This window comes from Silanimonas lenta DSM 16282 (genome assembly GCF_000429065.1).
GTDB classification, from domain to species: domain Bacteria; phylum Pseudomonadota; class Gammaproteobacteria; order Xanthomonadales; family Xanthomonadaceae; genus Silanimonas; species Silanimonas lenta.
Genome location: NZ_AUBD01000010.1, coordinates 71,538 through 92,187, shown reverse-complemented (window position 1 = coordinate 92,187; position 20,650 = coordinate 71,538). Strand labels below are relative to the sequence as shown.

18 protein-coding genes and 1 tRNA gene are annotated in these 20,650 nt (G+C 72.2%); 10 read left to right on the top strand and 9 right to left on the bottom strand.

Going from position 1 to position 20,650, the window contains the following annotated elements; all coding sequences use genetic code 11:
• The first annotated feature begins 1 nt into the window (after position 1).
• From tolR to G408_RS0106515, 8 genes are all read left to right on the top strand, one after another.
• Positions 2-439 carry a protein TolR gene (tolR, locus tag G408_RS0106550; RefSeq protein ID WP_028770454.1) on the top strand — a complete coding sequence of 146 codons (438 nt, stop codon included), beginning with the start codon at positions 2-4 and terminating at the stop codon, positions 437-439.
• Positions 439-1,407, top strand: a complete 969-nt coding sequence (locus G408_RS0106545) for an energy transducer TonB (protein WP_028770453.1) — start codon at positions 439-441, stop codon at positions 1,405-1,407. Before tolR ends, G408_RS0106545 begins: the two co-directional genes overlap by 1 nt.
• 47 nt (positions 1,408-1,454) lie before the next feature.
• Positions 1,455-2,771 carry a Tol-Pal system beta propeller repeat protein TolB gene (gene tolB / locus G408_RS0106540; protein WP_028770452.1) on the top strand — a complete coding sequence of 439 codons (1,317 nt, stop codon included), beginning with the start codon at positions 1,455-1,457 and terminating at the stop codon, positions 2,769-2,771.
• 66 nt (positions 2,772-2,837) lie between these two features.
• Positions 2,838-3,347: a peptidoglycan-associated lipoprotein Pal gene (pal, locus tag G408_RS0106535; RefSeq protein WP_028770451.1), complete on the top strand. Its 510-nt coding sequence runs from the start codon at positions 2,838-2,840 to the stop codon at positions 3,345-3,347.
• Positions 3,348-3,350: 3 nt separating this feature from the next.
• Complete coding sequence (ybgF, locus tag G408_RS0106530; protein ID WP_028770450.1) at positions 3,351-4,196, top strand: tol-pal system protein YbgF; 846 nt, start codon at positions 3,351-3,353, stop codon at positions 4,194-4,196.
• A 16-nt stretch (positions 4,197-4,212) separates the two neighbouring features.
• Entirely contained in the window at positions 4,213-4,914 is a 702-nt protein-coding gene (gene queE, locus G408_RS0106525; protein ID WP_051282708.1) for a 7-carboxy-7-deazaguanine synthase QueE, read from the top strand.
• A gap of 43 nt (positions 4,915-4,957) precedes the next feature.
• Complete coding sequence (queC, locus tag G408_RS0106520) at positions 4,958-5,671, top strand: 7-cyano-7-deazaguanine synthase QueC (RefSeq protein WP_051282707.1); 714 nt, start codon at positions 4,958-4,960, stop codon at positions 5,669-5,671.
• An 85-nt stretch (positions 5,672-5,756) separates the two neighbouring features.
• Positions 5,757-5,832, top strand: a tRNA-Lys gene (locus G408_RS0106515).
• Here the strand turns inward: G408_RS0106515 and G408_RS14750 are convergent.
• Positions 5,820-7,148 (bottom strand): amidohydrolase family protein, encoded by a 1,329-nt coding sequence (locus tag G408_RS14750; RefSeq protein ID WP_051282706.1) that lies wholly within the window; start codon positions 7,146-7,148, stop codon positions 5,820-5,822. The genes G408_RS0106515 and G408_RS14750 overlap by 13 nt on opposite strands.
• Entirely contained in the window at positions 7,148-8,452 is a 1,305-nt protein-coding gene (locus G408_RS0106505) for an amidohydrolase (protein WP_028770447.1), read from the bottom strand. The genes G408_RS14750 and G408_RS0106505 overlap by 1 nt, the downstream gene beginning before the upstream one ends.
• Positions 8,453-8,665: 213 nt before the next feature.
• Between G408_RS0106505 and G408_RS0106500 the strand changes: the two genes are divergently transcribed.
• On the top strand, positions 8,666-9,439 hold the full coding sequence (locus G408_RS0106500; protein WP_028770446.1) for an AMP nucleosidase: 774 nt from the start codon (positions 8,666-8,668) through the stop codon (positions 9,437-9,439).
• A gap of 35 nt (positions 9,440-9,474) precedes the next feature.
• Here the strand turns inward: G408_RS0106500 and G408_RS0106495 are convergent, their stop codons facing one another.
• The 7 genes from G408_RS0106495 to G408_RS13490 form a co-directional block, all read right to left on the bottom strand.
• Entirely contained in the window at positions 9,475-9,801 is a 327-nt protein-coding gene (locus G408_RS0106495; RefSeq protein WP_156890075.1) for a hypothetical protein, read from the bottom strand.
• 192 nt (positions 9,802-9,993) lie between these two features.
• Entirely contained in the window at positions 9,994-10,920 is a 927-nt protein-coding gene (gene grxD / locus G408_RS0106490) for a Grx4 family monothiol glutaredoxin (RefSeq protein WP_028770444.1), read from the bottom strand.
• 84 nt (positions 10,921-11,004) lie between these two features.
• Entirely contained in the window at positions 11,005-12,456 is a 1,452-nt protein-coding gene (locus G408_RS0106485) for an FAD-dependent oxidoreductase (protein WP_425423342.1), read from the bottom strand.
• Positions 12,453-16,937, bottom strand: coding sequence for a glutamate synthase large subunit (gltB, locus tag G408_RS0106480; RefSeq protein ID WP_051282690.1), 4,485 nt, complete (start codon positions 16,935-16,937; stop codon positions 12,453-12,455). The genes G408_RS0106485 and gltB overlap by 4 nt, the downstream gene beginning before the upstream one ends.
• 181 nt (positions 16,938-17,118) lie before the next feature.
• Positions 17,119-17,820: an SGNH/GDSL hydrolase family protein gene (locus tag G408_RS0106470; protein WP_425423340.1), complete on the bottom strand. Its 702-nt coding sequence runs from the start codon at positions 17,818-17,820 to the stop codon at positions 17,119-17,121.
• Positions 17,810-19,054, bottom strand: coding sequence for an aminotransferase class I/II-fold pyridoxal phosphate-dependent enzyme (locus G408_RS0106465; protein ID WP_028770440.1), 1,245 nt, complete (start codon positions 19,052-19,054; stop codon positions 17,810-17,812). The genes G408_RS0106470 and G408_RS0106465 overlap by 11 nt, the downstream gene beginning before the upstream one ends.
• Positions 19,055-19,110: 56 nt before the next feature.
• A complete protein-coding gene (locus tag G408_RS13490) occupies positions 19,111-19,500 on the bottom strand; it encodes a DUF4345 family protein (RefSeq protein WP_037412590.1) in 390 nt (129 codons plus the stop codon).
• A gap of 60 nt (positions 19,501-19,560) precedes the next feature.
• Here G408_RS13490 and rsgA point away from each other — a divergent pair, with 60 nt between their 5' ends.
• Positions 19,561-20,643 (top strand): ribosome small subunit-dependent GTPase A, encoded by a 1,083-nt coding sequence (rsgA, locus tag G408_RS0106455; RefSeq protein ID WP_028770439.1) that lies wholly within the window; start codon positions 19,561-19,563, stop codon positions 20,641-20,643.
• The last annotated feature ends 7 nt before the right edge of the window (positions 20,644-20,650 follow it).

Below are 20,650 nucleotides of genomic sequence, written 5' to 3'. Positions count from 1 at the left end.
CATGGCCGCGTTCAGCAACCGACACAAGAAGCGCAAGCTCAAGGCCGACATCAATGTCGTGCCCTACATCGACGTGATGCTCGTGCTGCTGGTGATCTTCATGATCACCGCCTCCGTGATGAACCTCGGCGTCGAGGTGAACCTGCCGCAGTCGAACGCCCGCCCGGTGGAGCAGGCGCAGGACCCGGTGGTGGTATCGATCCGCCGCGACGGCAGCTATTCGCTGAAGCTGGGCGAGGGCGCCGACACGCCGATGGCTCCCGAGGAGCTGGCCGCCCGTGTGCGCGCCGTGGTGGCCACCAACCCGCAGACCCCGGTCTTCGTCGCCGCCCATCGTGAGCTGCCCTACCAGGCGGTGATGGACGCCATGGCCCTGCTGCAGGGGGCCGGCGTCTCCAAGGCGGCCCTGATGAGCGAGCCGCGGCAGGCGGGGCGCTGATGCGCGAGCGTCCCCAAGACACCGGCATCGCCGTGGGCCTGGCCCTCGGCGTGCACCTGCTGGTGTTCCTGCTGCTCTACCTCGGCTGGCTCCTGAGCCCGGCCCCTACCGTGCTCTCGGTGGCCGGGCCGCCGATCGAGGTGGAGTTCGTGCCCGCCGCGGCGCTGCGCGAGACGCCGCGGGTGGCCCCGAGCCCGCCGCCGCGGCCGCAGGCCCCGCGTCCGGTGGAGCAGGAGGCCGCCCCGCCGCCGCAGCCGCGCCCCGAGCCGGCCCCGCAGACCGCCCCGGTCGAGCCGCAACCGGCCCCGCAGGCGCCGCAGGTGGTGCCGGACACCCGGCAGCAGGAGCGCGCCTCGCGCGATGCCGTCAGCCCCAAGCCCCCGGCCCCGCGCGAGCAGGAGGAGCGCAACCGCCAGCAGCAGGTCGACCTGACCGAGCGCGAGCGCCAGGACCGCCCGGAGAACCGCCAGCGGCTCTCCCAGCAGCAGCTCGAGCGCCTGCGCCAGCTGGCCCAACTGCAGCAGCAGCGCGCCGAGCTCAGCCAGCAGAGCCGGATGGAGCAGCAGCGGCTGGAGCAGCAGCGCGACCTCGCCCAGCGCCAGCCCACCCCGCCGGCGCCGGCCAGCGCCGCCACCCCGCGCGAGGCCACGCCCACCCCGATGGCCGGCAACGACGGCACCGACGCCAGCCTGCAGGCGGCCTACGTGCTGGCCATCCAGAACGCGGTGGAGCGGCACTGGATCCGCCCCGATACCATTCCTCCGGGCACCCAGTGCACGGTGCGGGTGATCCAGATCCCCGGCGGCGAGGTGATCAGCGCCGAGGTGCAGCAGCCCTGCCGCTTCGATCCGATCGGCCAGCGCTCGCTGGAGGCCGCGGTGCTGCGCGCCCGGCCGCTGCCTTACGCCGGCTTTGAGACAGTGTTCAGGCGCGAGCTGCTATTCAGGTTCACCGCGCCGCAGGACTGAAGCGCCGCCGGCCGCGCCCCCGAAGCCCACGACCCGGAAAGCCGTCCATGACGCGAAGCCTCGTCTCCCTGCTCCTGCTCGTCCTCGGGCTTCTGGCCCTGCCCTTCCAGGCCCGGGCCCAGGCCCTCGAGATCGACATCGTCCGCGGCAGCGCCGCGGCCCTGCCGATCACCGTGGTGCCGATGCCCTACCTCGGCACCAACGTGGCCCCGGACACCGACGTGGCGGCGGTGATCAGCGCCAATCTCAACCGTTCCGGCCAGTTCCGCACCCTGCCGGAGGCCAACATCATCGAGAAGCCGATCCGCGGCAGCGAGATCCAGTTCCCCACCTGGCGGGTGCTACGCCAGGACTTCATCGTGGTGGGCCGGGTGCTGGACGCCCCGGACGGCGGCTACCGGGTGGAGTACGAGCTGTACGACGTGGCCAAGCAGGAGCGCCTGCTGGGGCTTGCCATGAGCGGCCGGGCCCGCGGCATGCGCGACATCGCCCACCAGATCTCCGACCAGATCTACGAGAAGATCCTCGGGGTGCGCGGCGCCTTCTGGACCCGCATCGCCTACGTCACCAGCACCGGCACCTATCCGAACCAGCAGTTTTCCCTGATGGTGGCCGATGCCGACGGCCACAACCCGCAGACCGTGGTGCGCTCGCGCGAGCCGCTGCTCTCGCCGGCCTGGTCGCCGGACGGCCGCCGCCTCGCCTACGTGAGCTTCGAGCGCGGCAACTCCACCATCTACATCCAGGAACTGACCACCGGCGCCCGCGAGGTGGTGGCGAGCTTCCGCGGCATCAACGGCGCCCCGGCCTTCAGCCCGGACGGCAGCAAGCTCGCGCTCACCCTCTCGCGCACCGGGAACCCCGAGATCTACGTGATGGACCTCGCCACCAAGGCCCTCACCCAGATCACCCGCCATTTCGCCATCGACACCGAGCCGGTGTGGATGCCGGACGGTCAGAGCCTGGTCTTCACGTCGGATCGCGCCGGCCGGCCGCAGCTTTACCAGGTGCCGGCCACCGGGGGCGAGGCCCAGCGCCTGACCTTCGAGGGCGACTACAACGCCAAGGCCTCGGTCTCCTTCGATGGTAAAAAAATCGCTATGGCGCAGGGAAACCGGAACATTTATCGTATTGCGGTGATGGACCGCAGTCTGGGCCAGCCGCGCTGGCAGACCCTGTCGCCGGGCAACCTGGACGAGTCCCCCAGTTTTGCACCCAACGCCAGCATGCTGCTCTACGCGACCAAGGAGGGCGGCAAGGGCGTGCTGTATGCGGTGTCGGCCGATGCACGGGTCCGGCAGCGCTTGGTTTTGACCGACGGTGATGTCCGGGAGCCCGCCTGGTCGCCGTTCCGGCAACGATAAGAACAGGACGGGCCTGCTGTATCCCCGCTATCCGCTTTCCGATCCACTGCCAACGAGGTTGCACCCATGAACAACGTCACCCGCATCGCGCTGGTCGCCGCCTGCGCCGTCGCCCTCTCCGCCTGCTCGAAGAAGGTGAAGGAAGAGCCGGCGGCGCCTGCTCCGGCCCCCGCCCCGACCACCACCGCTCCGGTCAGCGATGGCCGCTACGGCCCGTCGGATCTCGACACCGACGCCTGCCTGCGCCAGCGCACCGTCTACTTCGATTTCGACCAGGACGCCGTGAAGCCGGAGTTCCTGGCCATCATGGCCTGCCACGCCAAGTACCTGCGTGACCGTCCGGAGTCGCGCATCACCCTCGAGGGCAATGCCGACGAGCGCGGCACCCGCGAATACAACCTCGGCCTCGGCGAGCGCCGCGGCAACGCCGTCTCGGCTGCCCTGCAGGCCGCCGGCGGTTCGGCCGCCCAGCTCACCGTCGTCTCCTACGGCGAGGAGCGCCCGGTCTGCACGCAGTCCAACGAGGAGTGCTGGCAGAAGAACCGCCGCGTCGAGATCGTCTACACCGCGCGCTAAGCGATGACGGTCCTGCGCAGCCTCACGCTCGCAAGCCTGGCGGCGGCCCTCGTGGCCGCCGCCCCGGCCTTTGCCCAGCGCATGAGCCTCGCTGAGCGCGTGGAGCGCCTGGAGGCCCAGGCCGCGGCGCAGAACCAGACCCAGGCCAACATCGAACTGCTGAACCGGCTGAACGCCCTGCAGCAGGAACTCGCCGCCCTGCGCGGCACTGTCGAGCAGTTGCAGCACGAGAACGCCCAGTTGAAGCAGGCGGCGCGTGACCAGTACCTCGACATCGATTCCCGGCTGGGCCGCCTCGAGGGCGGCCAGGCCCCGGTCGCCCCCGCCGCCCCGGCGGAAGTGGCGCCCTCTGCCACCCCGGCTCCGCCGGCCGCCAGCCCGGCCCCGGCCAGTCCCGCTTCCGCCAGTGGCCGCGGCGTGGTGGCCGACGTGGTGAATGCCGGCGCCGCGCCGGCCGCACCCGCGGGCGAGCGCCCGCTCTACGACAGCGCCTTCCAGGCCCTGCGCGACGGCGAGTATGCCGAGGCCTCGCGCCGCTTCCAGGCCTATCTCGAGGCTTACCCGGCCGGCAGCCTCGCCCCGAATGCCTGGTACTGGCTCGGCGAGAGCTACTACGTCACCCAGAACTACGAGGTGGCCCTGCAGGCCTTCCAGAGCCTGCTCGACACCTTCCCCGACTCCGCCAAGGCCCCCGATGGCCTGCTGAAGCTGGGCTATACCCAGTTCGAGCTGGGCCGCCGCCAGGAGGGCGAGGCCACCCTGCGCGCGGTGATGAGCCGCTACCCCGGCTCGGACGCCGCCCGCCTCGCGCAGAGCCGTCTGCGCAGCCTCGCGCTCGACGCGCGCTGAGGCCGTGGGCATGGGCATGGCGCCGCGCCCGCGCGAGCAGCCGGGCGACCGCGAGCGCCCCTCCGAGATCGTGCAGGCCGAGCGCCTGAAGATCACCGAGGTCTTCCTCTCGCTGCAGGGCGAGTCGCGCTCGGTGGGCTGGCCAACGGTGTTCATCCGCCTCACCGGCTGCCCGCTGCGCTGCACCTACTGCGACACCGCCTACGCCTTCCACGGCGGCGAGTGGCGCAGCATTCCCGAGCTGGTGGACGAGGCACGGGCCCATGGCGTGCGCCATGTCTGCGTGACCGGCGGCGAGCCGCTGGCGCAGAAGCGCTGCCTCGTGCTGCTTGGTGCGCTCTGCGATGCCGGCTTCGAGGTCTCGCTCGAGACCTCGGGCGCGCTCGACGTGGGGGCGGTCGATCCGCGGGTTTCGCGGGTGCTCGATCTCAAGACCCCGGGCTCCGGGGAACTGGCGCGCAACCGCTGGGAGAACCTCGCCCTGCTCACCCCCCGCGACCAGGTGAAGTTCGTGCTGCGCGACCGCGCCGACTACGACTGGGCGAAGCGCACCGTGGCCGAACACGCCCTGACGGCACGTTGCGAGGTGCTGTTCTCGCCCAGCTTCGGCGAGCTTTCGCCCCGCGAGCTCGCCGACTGGATCGTCGCCGACCGCCTGCCGGTGCGCTTCCAGCTGCAGCTGCACAAGCTGCTCTGGGGCGACGAGCCGGGGCGCTGAGACCGGGGCGGGGGAAGGCTGGGCAACGATGGCGGAGACGATGATGGCTTCCACTTCCACGTCGAAGGGCCGCGAGGGCGAGGGCCGGCGCGCCGTGGTGCTGGTCTCGGGCGGCATGGATTCGGCCGTGGTGCTGGCCATCGCCCGCGAACGCGGTTTCGTGCCCTACGCGCTGTCGGTGCGCTACGGCCAGCGGCATTCCGCCGAGCTCGAGGCGGCGGCGCGCACCGCGGCACGTCTCGGCGCCGTGGCGCACAAGGTGGTGGAGGTCGATCTGCGCAGCATCGGCGGCTCGGCGCTCACCGCCGACATCGCCGTGCCGGAGGCGCCGGCCGAGGGCATTCCGGTCACCTACGTGCCGGCGCGCAACACCATCATGCTCTCGGTGGCCCTGGGCTGGGCCGAGGTGCTGGGCGCGCGCGACCTGTTCTGCGGCGTGAATGCCGTCGACTACTCCGGCTACCCCGACTGCCGCCCGGCCTTCATCGAGGCCTTCGAGCGGCTGGCCAACCTCGCCACCAAGGCCGGGGTGGAGCAGGGCGGCCTGCGGGTGCACGCCCCGCTGATCGCCATGTCGAAGGCCGACATTGTGCGCGAGGGCCTGCGTCTCGGCGTCGACTTCGCACAGACGGTGAGCTGCTACCAGGCCGATGCCGACGGCCGGGCCTGCGGCCGCTGCGACGCCTGCCGCCTGCGCGCCGAGGGCTTCGCCCGGGCCGGCGTGGCCGATCCGACGCGCTACGCGAAGGCCGGCTGAGGCCGCGCGCCCTGCCGCCTTCGCGGCGCTTGCGCTACACTGCGCGCCCCCCGCGAGGCCGCGGGAGGCGCCGATCCGGCATGCCGGGCCGTTAGCTCAGTCGGTAGAGCAGCTGGCTTTTAACCAGTTGGTCGAAGGTTCGAATCCTTCACGGCCCACCATTCTCCCGCCCACCCGCCGCCGGGTACTGCCGCGGCAGCGCGCCCTTCGGCGCGAGGTAGCGGTCGCGCAGCAGGGTCTGGCGCGACTGCATCGGCACCGCGCGGCCGCCGACGAAGACCTGCGTGGCGGTGGTGGTCACCTCCAGCGGGTCGCCGTTCCAGAGCACGAGATCGGCCACCTTGCCCACCTCGATGCTGCCGAGCCGGCCCTCGATGCCGAAGATGCGCGCCGGGTTCGCGGTGAGACCGGCCAGGGCCGCTTCCCAGGGCAGGCCGTTGGCCGCGGCCACGCCGGCGAGCTGGCGGATCTTGCGGGCATTGTGGGTGGCATCGCCGCTCTGGGTGAAGGCGATGGTGACGCCGGCGGCATGCAGCTTCGCCGCGTTGTCGATGCGGGCGCCAAGCTGGTCGAAGCTGCCGGGCAGGTTCACCAGGGCGTCGAGCAGCACCGGCACCCTGGCCGCAGCGAGTTCTTCGGCCACCACCCAGGCCTCGGCGCCGCCGGCGATCACCGGCTGGAAGCCGTACTGCTGGCCGAGGCGGATCACCTGGCGGATGTCGGCGGCGCGGTCGACCATGAAGACCACCCGGCCGCCGCGCAGGTAGCGGCTCATGGCCTCGCGGCCGGCCGGGGTGAGCAGGCCGTGGCCAGGGCTCACCATCATCATCGGCGAAGGCGCGGGGCGGGCCTCGCGGATGGCCTGGTCGAGCAGCATGTACTGCCCGGCGCGGCTGCCGCCGGAGGCGGCGACGGCGCCGTTGCCAAGGTCGATGAACAGGCTGCGGCTGCCCTCCACCAGGGCATCGAAGCGGCCGTCGAGGCGCACCGCGCCGCCCTGCCCGGCAACGAAGCTGCCCTGCTCCAGGGCGCCGGGGGCGAGCACGGTGAAGGTGAGGCCCTCGAGGCGGTTGACGCCGATCACCTGCGAGCGAGGGTTGAAGGCCGGTAGCACGTCGAACTCCGGGCGCCAGCGGGTCTCGCCCGGGTGCACGTGCGGGGCCGGGGCGCCGAGGGCATTGTGCACGGTGCTGGACTCGGCGCTGATCTCCTCGAGGCCGAGGGCGGTGAGGCCGGCGAACAGGCCCGGCGTCAGGGGCTGGCCCTTCGCATCGATGCGCAGGGCACCGGGAGGCGGCGCGAGTTCGCGGCCCACGGCGGTGATCAGGCCGTCGGTGATCAGCACATCGCCGTTTTCCAGCGTGCCGGCGGGGCCGGCGGTATGGACGCGGGCATTGTCGATGAACACGGCCTGCGCCGAGGCGAGGCCGGCGAGGGCCAGCGCGAGGGCGCCAGCGAGCAGGGAGAGACGGCGCATCACAGGGGCTCCTGGCCGAGCATGAAGTCGTAGGTGGGCTGGCGGGCGGGATCGGCGCGGTCGTAGAGCAGGGCGCCGTCGATCCACACCTTCTCGGCCTTGGCATAAACGCTGAAGGGGTTCTGGTTCCACAGCACCACATCGGCCATCTTGCCGCGCTCCAGCGTGCCGACCTGCGCCTCGATGCCGAGCACGCGCGCGGCGTTCGCGGTGAGCCAGCGGATGGCCTGTTCCGGCGCCACCTCGATGCCGGCGCGGCGGGCCACGCCGATCACCTTGCCGGCTTCCTGGTTGAGGCGCTGGATGCCCTCGGGGGAATCCGAGTGCACCACCGCGCAGCCGCGGCCATTGCGGGCGCGGTCGACGATCAGGATGTTCTCCTGCACCGCGTCGTAGGCCTCGGCCTTGAAGCCCCACCAGTCGGCCCAGAGGGCACCGCAGGTGCCGGCATCGGCCATCTCGTCGGCGATCTTGTAAGCCTCCACGCCATGGTGGAAGGCGGCCACTTTGAAGCCGAACTCCTTGGCGAGGTCGAGCATGATCGCCATCTCGTCGGCGCGGTAGCAGTGGATCTGCACCTGGATCTCGCCGTTGATGGCGGCGGCCAGGGTCTCGAGCCGCAGGTCCTGCGCCGGGGCCTCCTTGCCACCCAGCTTCTTCAGGTATTCGCGGGCCTCGATGAAGGCGTTGCGGTAGCCGGCCACGTTGCCCATGCGGGTCATCGGGGCCGAGCCGCGGCCGCCGTAGACCCGCTTCGGGTTCTCGCCGCAGGCCATCTTCAGGCTCCAGGGCGCGCCGGGGAACTTCATCTGCTGGTAGGTGGTGGCGGGTACGTTCTTCAGCACCACGCCACGGCCGCCGATCAGGTTGGCGCTGCCAGGCAGGATCAGCATCGAAGTGACGCCACCGGCCAGCGCGGTGCCGAAGCCGGGATCCTGCGGCCACACGCCGTGCTCGGCCCAGACCTGCGAGGTCACCGGGCTCGTCATCTCGTTGCCGTCCTGGTGCGCCTGCAGGCCGGGCGAGGGGTAGACGCCGAGGTGCGAGTGCACGTCGATCAGGCCGGGCGTGACCCATTTCCCGGCAGCCTCCACCACCACGGCATCGCGCGGGGCCTCGAGGCCGCGGCCGATGCGGGCGATGCGGCCCTCGCGCAGCAGCAGGTCGGCGCCTTCCAGCCGGGTGCCGTCGCCGATGAGCAGGGTGGCGTTGCGGATCAGGGTGGGCGGCGCGGCCAGTGGCTGGTAGGTGCTGGGGTAGGGGTCCTGCTTCAGGACCGTGGTGCGCGAGGCCGGCGCGGCCATGGCGCCGAGGGCGCAGACAAGGGCGGCGGCGAGGAGGACGAGACGGCCCGCCCGGGGGCGGGCGGCGGCGGATCGGGGGCGCATGTGGGGCTCCGGGTCGGGAGAACCGTCACGTTAGCCAAGCAGGCGCGGGCTTCCAACCGGGCCGAAGGTCATGGTCGGCCGGGGGTGCATGGCAAAATCGTGCGATCGAAGACGACGAGGACGCAGGCGATGCGTGACAAGCAGGAAATCGTGACCAATTGGCTGCCGCGTTACACCGGGGTGCCGATCGAACAGTTCGGCCAGCATGTGCTGCTCACCAATTTCGGGGGCTACCTCGAGGTCTTCGCCAGGCTCACCGGGGCCGAGATCGTGGGACGCGACCGGCCGATGCCCAGTGCCACCATCGACGGCATCACCATGGTGAACTTCGGCATGGGCAGCGCCAACGCTGCCACCATCATGGACCTGCTCTCGGCCTATGGTCCGAAGGCTGTGCTCTTCCTCGGCAAGTGCGGCGGCTTGAAGCGCAAGAACGAGTTGGGCGACCTCATCCTGCCGATCGCCGCCATCCGCGGCGAGGGCACCAGCAACGACTACCTGCCGCCCGAGGTGCCGGCCCTGCCGGCCTTCGCCCTGCAGCGCGCGGTCTCCACCACCATCCGCGACCTCGAGCTCGATTACTGGACCGGCACGGTGTTCACCACCAACCGCCGAGTCTGGGAGCACGACGACGAGTTCAAGGAGAAGCTGCGGCGCATGCGCTGCATGGCGATCGACATGGAGACCGCCACCGTGTTCGCTGCCGGTTTCGCCAACAGCATCCCGAGTGGCGCTCTGTTGCTGGTCTCGGACCAGCCGATGGTGCCGGAAGGGGTGAAGACCGAGGCTTCCGACCGCGTGGTCAGCGAGCGCTTCGTGGAGAGCCACATCCGCATCGGCATCGAGGCGTTGCGGCTGGTGCGCCGCCACGGCAAGTCGGTGAAGCACCTGCGCTTCGACTGAAAGGGGCCCGGGGCGCGGCCTCGGGCCGCACGGGCTCACCAGATGAAGCGCAGGTTGAGCACCTCGGCACTGGGCGGCTCGCCGCTCAAGCGCACCGTGCACTCGAGCTGCTGGGTGCCCTCGTCGGCCAGCCCGGCGTTGACCACGATCGGCGCGCTGAGCAGGAGGCCGCCGCGGCCGTCGTCGGTGGCCGAACTGGCGAGCATGGCCCTGTCCAGGGTGTAGGGCTTGCCGCCTAGCCGGCCTTTGGCCTGGGCCTCGCAGGCCGCGGCGGCGAGCTCGGCCGGGGTCTCCGCGCTGCCGCAGCCCACGGCCAGCATGGCCGCCGAGCACAGCCCGATCCATATCGCAGTACGCGCCATCGTCCTCTCCCGTTCTCCTGCCCCGGCAGAATCGCCGGGAAATACAGGGTGTTGCCGTCGTATTTAGGGCAGATACTCTAGCGCTGCTGCGATAGCGATGGGCGGCCGGCAGCGCTTGGCTGCCAGCTTTGACGGGGTTTGACGCTTGGCTCTTTCCGGCACGGGGGCGCCCCGTACCGGGGGCACCCTGCCTCAGTAACGCGGTACCGAGGGATCGACCTCCACCGACCAGGCGTCGATGCCGCCTTCCACGTTGTACACCTGGGTGAAGCCAAGGCTGCGGAAGTGTTCGGCGGCCTGGCGGCTGCTGTTGCCGTGGTGGCAGAGGAAGGCGAGCAAGGTGTCCTTCGGCAGGGCGGCGAGCTGGTCGTGGCTGCTCTCGTCCAGCACCCGGTGCGGGTGCGGGAAGGGGGCATGGGCGCGGGCCGAGGGCGGGCGCACGTCGATCACGGTGAACTCGGACAGGCGTGCGGCCAGCGCTTTCACCGACAGCGGGCGTACCGGGGCCGGGGCGTTCGGATTGGTGATCGACAGGCCGGCCCCCTGCACGCCGCGGTCCACCCAGTCGATCACGATGCCATTGGCGCGCGGCGCGCTGGCAAGGTCGAAGTGCACCACGATGCCGTTCGATTCGGCGCGCAGTTCGTGCCCGGTGGCAGGCTTGAGCTCGAAGCGGCTGTTGAACTTCGCGTCCACCGCCATGTGCAGGGCGAGGCCCTCGCCCTGCTCGGCCATGGCCTTGCGGATCTGCGCGGCGGCCTCGTCGGTGATGGTGATGGCAGGCGGGGTGCGGTCCGGGGGCTCGCCGCCGAGCAGGGCATGCAGCTCGCCGGAGTTGAGCATCTGCTCGAGGATGTCCGAGCCGCCGATCAGCTCGCCCCTCACGTAGAGCTGCGGAATGGTCGGCCACTGGCCGTAGATCTTGATGCCCTCGCGGATCTCCGGGTCTTGCAGCACGTCGACGTGGGCGAACTCGGGCAGGATGCCGGAGACGATGCTGGCGGCCTTCATCGAGAAGCCGCACTGCGGGCGCTGCGGGCTGCCCTTCATGAACAGCACTACCTCGTGCGAGGCGAGGATGGATTCGATGCGGGCGCGGGTATCGGGGCTGAGGCTCATGGCGGCGGGAGGGGAATCCGGGAAGCGGCCATTGTACGCCGCCCTTGCCTCCCGGCCGGATGAACACCGTGCCGCGGCGCGCCTTCAGGCCGCGCTACGGATGGCGATGCCCTTGAACTGCCGCAGCATGGCCGCGGCTGCGTCGCGGCCGTCGCGCACGGCAGTGACCACGAGGTCGGCGCCGCGCAGGGCATCGCCGCCGGCCCAGAGCTTCGGCAGCGAGGTCTGGTAGGGCGAGTCGATGCACCATGCCGGCTCGCTGCCGGCCGCCGCCGGGCCGCCCAGCACCAGGCCGTTGCCGGCGAGGCGCACGCCGTGCCCGACGAGCCAGGCCGGCGGGCTCGGGCGGTAGCCGAAGGCGAGGATCACCACGTCGGCCGTCAGGGTCTCGGTGGCGCCTTCGAGCACCGAGAAGGCCCCGCGGCCCGTAGCCTCGGTGCGGGCCACGCGCAGGGCCTGCACCCGGCCCTGGCCCTCGATGGCGAGCGGGGCGCGGTGGAACAGGAACTCCACGCCCTCGTCGCGGGCGTTCTTCACCTCGCGGCGCGAGCCGGGCATGCCGGCCTCGTCGCGGCGGTAGACGCAGCTCACCCGGGCGGCGCCGAGCCGCTTCGCGGTGCGCACGCAGTCCATGGCGGTGTCGCCGCCGCCGAGCACGCGCACGGTCTTGCCGGCGAGGTCGAGCATGGCGGCCTCGTCTTCGGCGAGCGGGCGGCCGAGCACGCGGCGGGCATTGGCGATCAGGAAGGGCAGGGCCGGCAGTACCCCGGGCAGGGCCTGCCCCGGCAGGCCGGCATCGACCGGCGTGGTGGCCCCGGTGCCGACGAAGACCGCGTCGTGCTCGGCCATCAGCCGGCCGAACTCGATGTCGCGGCCCACCTCGGTGGCGAGCTGGAAGCGCACGCCCATGGCCTCCAGCACCTGCCGTCGGGTGGCGATCACCGACTTCTCCAGCTTGAAGGGCGGGATGCCGAAGGTGAGCAGACCGCCGATCTCGTCGTGGCGGTCGTAAACGGTGACGCCCACGCCGGCGCGCACCAGCCGGTCGGCGCAGGCGAGGCCCGCGGGCCCGGCGCCGATCACGGCCACGCGCTCCCGGCGCGGCTTCACCCGCGAGAGGTCGGGGCGCCAGCCCTGGCGAAAGGCCTCGTCGACCAGGTACTTCTCGAGGCTGCCGATGGTCACCGCCTCGAAGCCGGCCTCCAGCGTGCAGGCGCCCTCGCAGAGCCGGTCCTGCGGGCAGACCCGGCCGCAGATCTCCGGCAGCGGGTTGGTCTCGTGCGCCAGCGTGGCGGCCTCGAACAGCCGGCCCTGGCGCACCAGCTCCAGCCACTGCGGGATGGCATTGCCCACCGGGCAGGCGTGGCTGCAGTAGGGGTTGCCGCAGTCGAGGCAGCGCCCCGCCTGGGCCTTGGCCTCCGCGGGCGGGAAGTGGCCGTAGATCTCGCCGCCGAGGGCGAGCCGGGTGGCCACGCCCAGTTCCTGCGGCATCTGCCGCGGCAGGTCGAGGAAATCGAAGTGCGGACGGGGCATCAGGCGGCCCTCTTGAGTGCGGCGACCAGGGAATCGAGGCTGGCGGCCTTCGGCTTCACCAGCCAGAACTTGCCGATCACCTCGCGGAAGTCTTCCAGCAGGCCGCGGGCGAGAGCGCTGCCGGCGAACTGGGCATGGGTGCGCAGCAGGGCGCGCAGGTGCTGCAGGTGGTGCTCCATCGACTCGGCCTCGAGGCGGTGGATGTCGACCAGCTCGTGGTTGTAGCGGTCGACGAAGCCACGGTCGAGATCGAGCACGTAGGCGAAGCCGCCGGTCATGCCGGCGCCGAAGTTGAGCCCGGTGCGGCCGAGCACCAGCACCTGGCCGCCGGTCATGTACTCGCAGCCATGGTCGCCGAGGCCTTCCACCACCGCAGTGGCGCCGGAGTTGCGCACGGCGAAGCGTTCGCCGGCCCGGCCCGCGGCGAACAGCTCGCCGCCGGTGGCGCCGTACAGCGCGGCATTGCCGAGGATGGCCGCCTCATGGGCGGGGAAGCGGTGGCCGGCCGGCGGGGCGATGACGATCCGCCCCCCCGCCATGCCCTTGCCGACGCCGTCGTTGGCCTCGCCATGCAGGTGCAGGTGCACGCCCTTGGCGTTGAAGGCACCGAAGCTCTGGCCGGCGCTGCCGTGGCAGTGCAGTTCCAGCGTGGCCGGTGGGGCCTCGTCGCCGCAAGCCCGGGCCAGGGCGCCGGAGAGCCCGGCGCCGAGGCTGCGATCCTGGGTGTCGATGCGCACTTCGCGGCGCACGCTGCGCCCGGCCAACAGCTCCGGTAGCACCTCGTCGAGCAGGGTGGCAGCGAGCGGGCTGGGAGGAGCAGGATGCGGCGGTGCCGGCTGGTGGCAGGCGGGCCCCGGCAGGGCGGCGCTGGCGACGAGGCGCGAGAGGTCGAGCAGGCGCTGGCGCGGCGGCAGATCCTCGCGTGTCCGCAAGAGGTCGGCGCGGCCGATGAGTTCGTCCAGCGAGCGCGCGCCCAGCGCCGCGAGGTGCCGGCGCACGTCCTCGGCGAGGAAGCGGAAATAGGCCATCACCCGCTCCGGCAGGCCCTTGAAGTGCTGTTCGCGCAGCCGGGCATCCTGGGTGGCCACCCCGGTGGCGCAGGTGTTGAGGTGGCAGATGCGCAGGTACTTGCAGCCCAGCGCCATCATCGGCACGGTGCCGAAGCCGAAGCTGTCGGCCCCGAGCAGGGCGGCCTTCACCACGTCGAGCCCGGTCTTGAGCCCACCGTCGGCCTGCAGCCGCACGCGCCCGCGCAGGCCGTTGCGGCGCAGGGTCTCCTGGGCCTCGGCAAGGCCCAGTTCCCAGGGCGAGCCGGCGTAGCGGATCGAACTGACGGGGCTGGCGCCGGTGCCGCCGTCATGGCCGGAGACGGTGATGAAATCGGCGCCGGCCTTGGCCACGCCGGCGGCGATCGTGCCCACCCCGGCGTGCGCCACCAGCTTCACCGAGACCAGGGCCGTGGGGTTCACCTGCTTGAGATCGTAGATGAGCTGGGCGAGGTCCTCGATCGAGTAGATGTCGTGGTGTGGCGGCGGCGAGATCAGGCCGATGCCCGGCCGGGCATGGCGCAGGCGGGCGATGGTGGCGTCCACCTTGTGGCCCGGCAGCTGGCCGCCCTCGCCGGGCTTGGCGCCCTGGGCGATCTTGATCTGCAGCACCTCGGCGTTGACGAGATAGCCCGGGGTGACGCCGAAGCGGCCCGAGGCCACCTGCTTGATCTTGCTGCGGCGCTCGGTGCCGTGGCGCGCCGGGTCCTCGCCGCCTTCGCCGGAGTTGCTGCGGCAGCCCAGCCGGTTCATGGCGATGGCGAGGGCTTCATGCGCCTCCGGCGAGAGCGCGCCGAGGCTCATGCCGGCGGAGTCGAAGCGGGCGAGGATGGCGCTGGCCGGCTCCACCGCCTCGAGCGGCACGGGCGGCCCCAGGGGCTCGATCGCGAACAGGTCGCGCAGGGCCGAGGGCGGGCGTTCGTCCACCGCGCGGCGGAAGGCCTCCCAGTCGGCCTCGGCCTCGCTCAGCACCGCGCGCTGCAGGCATAGCACCACCTCCGGGTTGGCCATGTGGTACTCGCCGCCGGGGCGGTACTGCATCAGCCCGCCGATCTCCAGCGGCGCGGCATCGTCGGCGGCGAAGGCCGCGTACTCGGCGGCATCGGCATCGAGCTCGGCGAAGCCCGCGCCGCCGATGCGGCTCGGAGTACCGGGGAAGCACAGCGCCACCACCTCGGGCGCGAGGCCGACGATCTCGAACAGCCGCGCCCCGCGGTAGCTGGAGAGCGAACTGATGCCCATCTTCGAGAGGATCTTCAGCAGCCCCTTCTTGAGCCCCCTGCGGTAGCGCCGTCCCGGCTCGGCATCGTCTCCGGGCAGCTGCAGCTGGCCCTGCCGCAGCATGCCGTGCAGGGTCTGGTAGGCAAGGTAGGGGTAGACGAAGGTGGCCCCCATGCCGATCAGGCAGGCCATGTGGTGGGCATCGCGGGCGGTGCCGGTTTCCACCACCAGGTTGCAGTCGCAGCGCAGGCCGGCCTCCACCAGGCCGTGGTGGATGGCGCCGGTGGCGAGCAGGGCGTGCACGGCGCGGGCGCCGTCGGGCGGGTAGCGGTCGGAGAGCAGCAGCACGCGGGCGCCCTCGCGCACCGCCTGCGCCGCCTCGGCCACCAGCCGGCGCAGCGCCGCCTCCAGGCCCTCGCCCTCGCGGCAGTACAGGTGCAGCAGGGCATGGCGCTGGGCGTAGTCCGGCATGGCCAGCAGCTCGCGCAGCTTGCGCTGGCTCAGGATCGGCGAGTTGAGCTGCACCTGGCGGGCATGCTCGGGCCGGGCCTCGAACACATTGCGCTCGGCGCCGAACTGGGTGACCAGCGACATCACCACCGTCTCGCGCAGCGGGTCGATGGGCGGATTGGTGACCTGGGCGAAGGCCTGGCGGAAGCTGTCGTAGAGCGAGCGCAGGCGCTGCGAGAAGGCCGGCAGCGGGGTGTCGTCGCCCATCGAGCCCACCGCCTCGCCCTCGGTCTCGGCCAGCACCTTGAGGATGCCGTCGCGTTCCTCGCGGGTCAGGCCGAAGCGGCGCTGGAAGCGGGCGAGGGTGAGATCGTCGAAGGGTTCGGCGGCCAGCGCCGGGTCGATCAGGTCGGAGACGAGGTAGCCCACGCCCTCCTTCAGCCACTGCTTGAAGGGGTGGCGCGAGGCGTTGATCCGGTCGATGGCCTCGCTGTCGAGCACTTCGCCGCGTTCGAGATCGACGGCGAGCATCTGCCCCGGGCCGAGCCGGCCCTTGGCGAGGATCTCGCCTTCCGGCAGGCGGAAGGCGCCGGCCTCGGAGGCGATCACCAGCGTGTCTTCGGTGCGCGCCCAGCGTGCCGGGCGCAGGCCGTTGCGGTCGAGCAGGCAGCCGGCATAGCGGCCGTCGTTGAAGCTCACTGCCGCCGGCCCGTCCCAAGGCTCGGTGTGCAGGGCGTAGTACTCGTAGAAGGCGGCGAGGTCGGGGTCGAGGGTGGAGAGCGTGTGCGCCGCCGGCGGGATCAGGATGCGCAGCGCAGCCAGCGCATCGAAGCCGCCGGCCAGCATCACCTCCAGCATGTCGTCGAGGCTTTGCGAGTCCGAGCCATGCTCGGAGACCAGCGGTCCTAATGCGGCGAAGTCGAGGCCTTCCGCCTTCCACAGCGTGCGCCGGGCCCGCGCCCAGCCGCGGTTGCCGGCGATGGTGTTGATCTCGCCGTTGTGGGCGAGGTGGCGGAAGGGCTGGGCCAGCGGCCAGCGCGGCGCGGTGTTGGTGGAGAAGCGCTGGTGGACGATGACGCAGGTGGAGGCCAGCGCCGGGTGCCGGAGGTCGGGGTAGAGCCGCGGCAGGCGCTCGGGGATGACCATGGCCTTGAAGCCGATGCTGTCGGCCGAGAGCGAGACGAGGTAGCCGGCTTCCTCGCTGCCGAGGGCCTGGGCAGCACGGCGGCGGGTGGCGAACAGGGCGCGGCGGAACTCGGGCGCGCTGAGTGGTGCGGCCGGGGCGACGAAGAGCTGCTCGATGTGCGGGCGGCGGGCCTCGGCCACCGGCCCGCAGGCCGAGAGGTCGAGCGGCACCCGGCGCCAGCCGAGCACGATGAGCCCGCTCTCGCGGGCGGCCGCGGTGATCTTCTGCCGCGAGGCCTGGGCCTCGGCCACCTCGCGCGGCAGGAGGACGAGACCCGAGGCGGACTGCGCCGGAAGGCTGAGGCCGATGTCGGCGGCGCAGGCGGCGAGCCAGGCCGAGGGCCGCTGGATCAGCAGGCCGGCGCCGTCGCCGGAGGCGCCATCGGCCGCCACCGCGCCGCGGTGCGCCATGCGGGCCAGGGCATCGAGGGCGAGGTCGAGGTTGCGCCGTTTCGGCACGCCGTCCAGCGAGGCGATGAGCCCGAAGCCACAGGCATCGTGTTCGAAGGACGGATCATGGAGCCCGCGGGAGGCTTTGCCCCGCTGGTCCGGCTCCTGTGCCGGCGTGACGCACTCGCGCATGCCTTCTGCTCCCCTTGGCCGCTCGGTATCGGAGGTGGCCCCCGACTTCACCACGCGGGTCTAGAGTCGGGACTCCAAGCGCGAGGGCCTCGCGTAAACCCTGGCCGCCACGCGGCCCGGCGGGGCCAGGGCGCATTCGTATTCAGCGGCGGGTGCGCGGAGTGGTTGCGGATGCAACCGATCAGCGGCGCAGGAGGGCCTCGGCCACTGGCAGCGCCGCCTCGGCCCACAGGGCGTACAGCGCAGCCGAGGGATGCAGGCCGTCCTCGGCCAGCATCGCTGCCTCGCCACCGCGCTCGCGGCTCACCGGCGCGATGTCGACGAAGCGCGCGCCGCGGGCGTCCGCGATGCGCCGGGCCGCGGCATTGAAGGCATCCAGCTGTGCTGCGATCTTGGCGCGGTCGCGGCCGGACCGGATCGCGAAGGGCGTGACGCCCCAGTCGGGGATGGCGAGCACCAGCACCCGCGCAGGATCGCCCCCGGCGAAGCCGATCGCGCGTTCGAGCAGGGCGGAAAACTGCTGCTCGTACTCGGCGAGCGGCCGGCCCCGGTACTGGTTGTTGACGCCGATCAGCAGCGAGACCAGGGCATGGTCGGCGGGGAGGGGCTCGCGCGCGGCCGCGGCATCGATGCCGGCCTCCAGCTCGTCGGTGGTCCAGCCGGTGGTGGCGATGAGGCGAGGCTCACCGATGGCGATGCCGCGCTCGCGCAGCCGCGCGGCGAGCTGCACCGGCCAGCGGCCCTCCGGGGCCACGCCCTCGCCGATGGTGTAGCTGTCGCCGAGCGCGAGGAAGCGCGGTTCGGGCGCAGCGTTGGCGGCGCCGGTCGCCGCGCCGGCGGGCAGGGTGGCGAGGGCCATGGCGAGCAGGGCCTCAGGCCACATGGCGGGCGCCGCCGCGGTCGGCGTACTGCGAGAGCGAGCGCTCGATGCGGCGGAACACTTCGGCGATCTCGCGGGCCTCGGGCAGCAGGGTGACGCGGAAGTGGTCGCGGTAGGGCACGTTGAAGCTGCTGCCCGGCACGATCAGCACGTGCTCGGTCTCCAGCAGCTCGAGCGCGAAGCGGTAGTCGTCGAAGTCCGGCAGGTGGGTGGTGTCCACCCGCGGGAAGGCATAGAGCGCGCCCTGCGGCGGCACTACCGAGAGGAAGCGGCTGCCGGCGCAGGCCTCGATCACCGCCTGGCGCGAGGCGTGCAGGCGGCCGCCGGGGGCGGTGAGGGCGCCGATGGTGTCGCCGCCGGTGAGCGCGGCCTCGATGGCGAACTGGCCCGGCACGTTGGCGCACAGGCGCAGGGCGCCGAGCAGGTCGAGGGCATGGTGGTACTCGCCGGTGCGCAAGGGGTCGCCGGAGAGCACCGCCCAGCCCACGCGCCAGCCGCAGGCGCGGTGCACCTTGGAAAGACCGCTGAAGGTGAGACAGGGCAGCTCGCCGGCCAGCGGGGCCAGCGGCTGGAAGGCGTTGCCGTCGTAGAGGATGCCGTCGTAGATCTCGTCGGCCATCAGCAGCAGGCGGTACTTCGCGGCCAGCGCCACGAGCTTTTCCAGCAGCGGCCTGGGGTAGCTGGCGCCGGTCGGGTTGTTCGGGTTGATGAGCACGAGGGCGCGGGTCTTGGGCCCGATCATCCGCTCGATCTCGTCCGGGTCGGGCAGGAAGCCGTTCTCGGCGCGGCAGCTGTAATAGCGCGGGATGCCGTCGTTGAGGATGGTGGCCGCACTCCACAGCGGGTAGTCCGGGCTGGGCAGCAGCACCTCGTCGCCGAGGTTGAGCAGGGCGCGCAGGGCGATGTCGATCAGCTCCGAGACGCCATTGCCGATGAAGATGCGCTCCGCCGAGGCATGCGGCGTGCCACGGGCCCGGTAGTGCGCGGCCAGTGCCTCGCGCGCCCGGGGCAGGCCCTGCTGATGGGTGTAGGGGTCGGTGTCGTGGATGTGGTCGGCAATCGCACGCTGCAGGTGCTCGGGGGCGCGGAAGCCGAAGGCCCCGGGATTGCCGATGTTGAGCTTGATCAGTTTGTGGCCGTGGCTTTCCAGCTCACGGGCGCGGCGGGCAAGATCGCCGCGGATCTCGTAACGGACTTCCCGCAGGCGTTCGCGGGTGGCGAGGGTATGGGAGGGCATGGGGCAGGGTGGGAGAGACCAGCCCCGAGGGTAACGCATGCGCTTCGAGACCGGCCTCAGGCCTGCGGACGGCCTCCCCGCAGACCGGCCAGGGCGAGGGCGGCGAAGCCGAGTTCCCAGACCAGGGCATAGGCGAAGAAGGGCACCCAGACCCCGTCCAGCGCGATGCCGACGAGGCGCCCGAGGGCAATGCCGCCATTGGCCGCCAGTACCAGCCACAGGCCCGGGCGGCGCCAGGCCGGGCGGGCGGCCGCTGCGAGCAGCAGGGCGCCGAGGCCAAGCTCGAGGCCGCCGTAGAAGGCGCGGAACTCGGTGGCCGCGGCCGGCCCCTCGGCGCGGATGCCGATGGCGGCCAGCGGCACGACCGGATCCACGAGGAACCACAGGCCGAAGCCGAGGAAGCCGAGGCCGGCGAGCACGAGCACGAGGACACGGTAGTTTTCCATCCCTGCAGGCTAGCACCCGCCGCGGTCAAGGGCGGGGCAAGCCCGCGTACACTGCGCGCGATGACGTGGACCCCCGACGACTTCGAGGCCGTGCGGCCGATGGGCTGGCGCGAGGGCGCGCCTGCGGCCGAGGCTCTCGCCGCCCTGCCGCGTGCGACGCTGGCGCGGGTGGTGGGGCAGCACCGCAATGCCTACGTGGTGGCCACCGCCATCGACGAGACGCGCCGCGTGCAGCCGCCAGCGGCCTGGACCCGGCCGCGCTTCCCGGCCGAGCAGCGCGCGGTGGTGGGCGACTGGGTGCTGCTCGACGACCGCGGCGAGGCCATCGCCCAGCGGCTACCGCGCCACGCCCTGCTGCGCCGCGCCGCCGCCGGCGAGCACTACCAGCAGCAGCCGATCGCCGCCAACATCGATCACGTGCTGGTGGTGACCGGGCTGGACGGCGATTTCAACCCGCGGCGCATCGAACGCTACCTGCTGCTGGTGCAGGCGAGCGGCGCCGCCCCGGTGCTGGTGCTGACCAAGGCCGACCTCGCCGGTGACCTCGCCGGCGAGGCCGCCGAGCTGCTGGCGCCGCTCACCGCTGCCGGTTTCCCGCTGCATGTGGTGAACGGCAAGGACCCGGCCAGTGCCGCCGTGCTCGCGCCCTACCTCGGGCCGGGGCGGAGCTGCGTGCTGGTAGGCAGCTCGGGCGCCGGCAAGTCCACGCTCACCAACACCCTGCTCGGGTGCGAGCAGATGAAGACCGCGGCGGTGCGCGAGGCCGATTCGCGCGGCCGCCACACCACCACCTCGCGGGTGCTGATCCCGCTGCCGCAGGGCGGCTGCCTGATCGACACCCCAGGCATGCGCGAGCTCAAGCTGGTGGGCGAGGAGGATTTTGCCGAGGGCGTGTTCGAGGACATCGAGGCGCTGGCCGCCACCTGCCGCTTCCGCGACTGCGCCCACCTCAACGAGCCGGGCTGCGCGGTGTTGGCGGCCCTTGCGGCAGAGCAGCTCGACGAGGCGCGCTATGCCCACTACATCAAGCTGCGCGACGAGCGCGACGCCGCCGCCCAGACCCTTGCCCAGCGGCGGCAGGAGGCGCGGCAGGCGCCGCGGGGCGGGCGGCCGCGGCCGAAGGATAGGTTCGGGCGGCGCTGAAACCGCC

Coding starts and splice junctions, on each gene's coding strand:
- tolR (WP_028770454.1), top strand. CDS start 2: ATGGCCGCGTTCAGCAACCGACACAAGAAGCGCAAGCTCAAGGCCGAC.
- G408_RS0106545 (WP_028770453.1), top strand. CDS start 439: ATGCGCGAGCGTCCCCAAGACACCGGCATCGCCGTGGGCCTGGCCCTC.
- tolB (WP_028770452.1), top strand. CDS start 1,455: ATGACGCGAAGCCTCGTCTCCCTGCTCCTGCTCGTCCTCGGGCTTCTG.
- pal (WP_028770451.1), top strand. CDS start 2,838: ATGAACAACGTCACCCGCATCGCGCTGGTCGCCGCCTGCGCCGTCGCC.
- ybgF (WP_028770450.1), top strand. CDS start 3,351: ATGACGGTCCTGCGCAGCCTCACGCTCGCAAGCCTGGCGGCGGCCCTC.
- queE (WP_051282708.1), top strand. CDS start 4,213: ATGGCGCCGCGCCCGCGCGAGCAGCCGGGCGACCGCGAGCGCCCCTCC.
- queC (WP_051282707.1), top strand. CDS start 4,958: ATGGCTTCCACTTCCACGTCGAAGGGCCGCGAGGGCGAGGGCCGGCGC.
- G408_RS14750 (WP_051282706.1), bottom strand. CDS start 7,148: ATGCGCCGTCTCTCCCTGCTCGCTGGCGCCCTCGCGCTGGCCCTCGCC.
- G408_RS0106505 (WP_028770447.1), bottom strand. CDS start 8,452: ATGGCCGCGCCGGCCTCGCGCACCACGGTCCTGAAGCAGGACCCCTAC.
- G408_RS0106500 (WP_028770446.1), top strand. CDS start 8,666: ATGCGTGACAAGCAGGAAATCGTGACCAATTGGCTGCCGCGTTACACC.
- G408_RS0106495 (WP_156890075.1), bottom strand. CDS start 9,801: ATGGCGCGTACTGCGATATGGATCGGGCTGTGCTCGGCGGCCATGCTG.
- grxD (WP_028770444.1), bottom strand. CDS start 10,920: ATGAGCCTCAGCCCCGATACCCGCGCCCGCATCGAATCCATCCTCGCC.
- gltB (WP_051282690.1), bottom strand. CDS start 16,937: ATGCGCGAGTGCGTCACGCCGGCACAGGAGCCGGACCAGCGGGGCAAA.
- G408_RS0106470 (WP_425423340.1), bottom strand. CDS start 17,820: ATGTGGCCTGAGGCCCTGCTCGCCATGGCCCTCGCCACCCTGCCCGCC.
- G408_RS0106465 (WP_028770440.1), bottom strand. CDS start 19,054: ATGCCCTCCCATACCCTCGCCACCCGCGAACGCCTGCGGGAAGTCCGT.
- G408_RS13490 (WP_037412590.1), bottom strand. CDS start 19,500: ATGGAAAACTACCGTGTCCTCGTGCTCGTGCTCGCCGGCCTCGGCTTC.
- rsgA (WP_028770439.1), top strand. CDS start 19,561: ATGACGTGGACCCCCGACGACTTCGAGGCCGTGCGGCCGATGGGCTGG.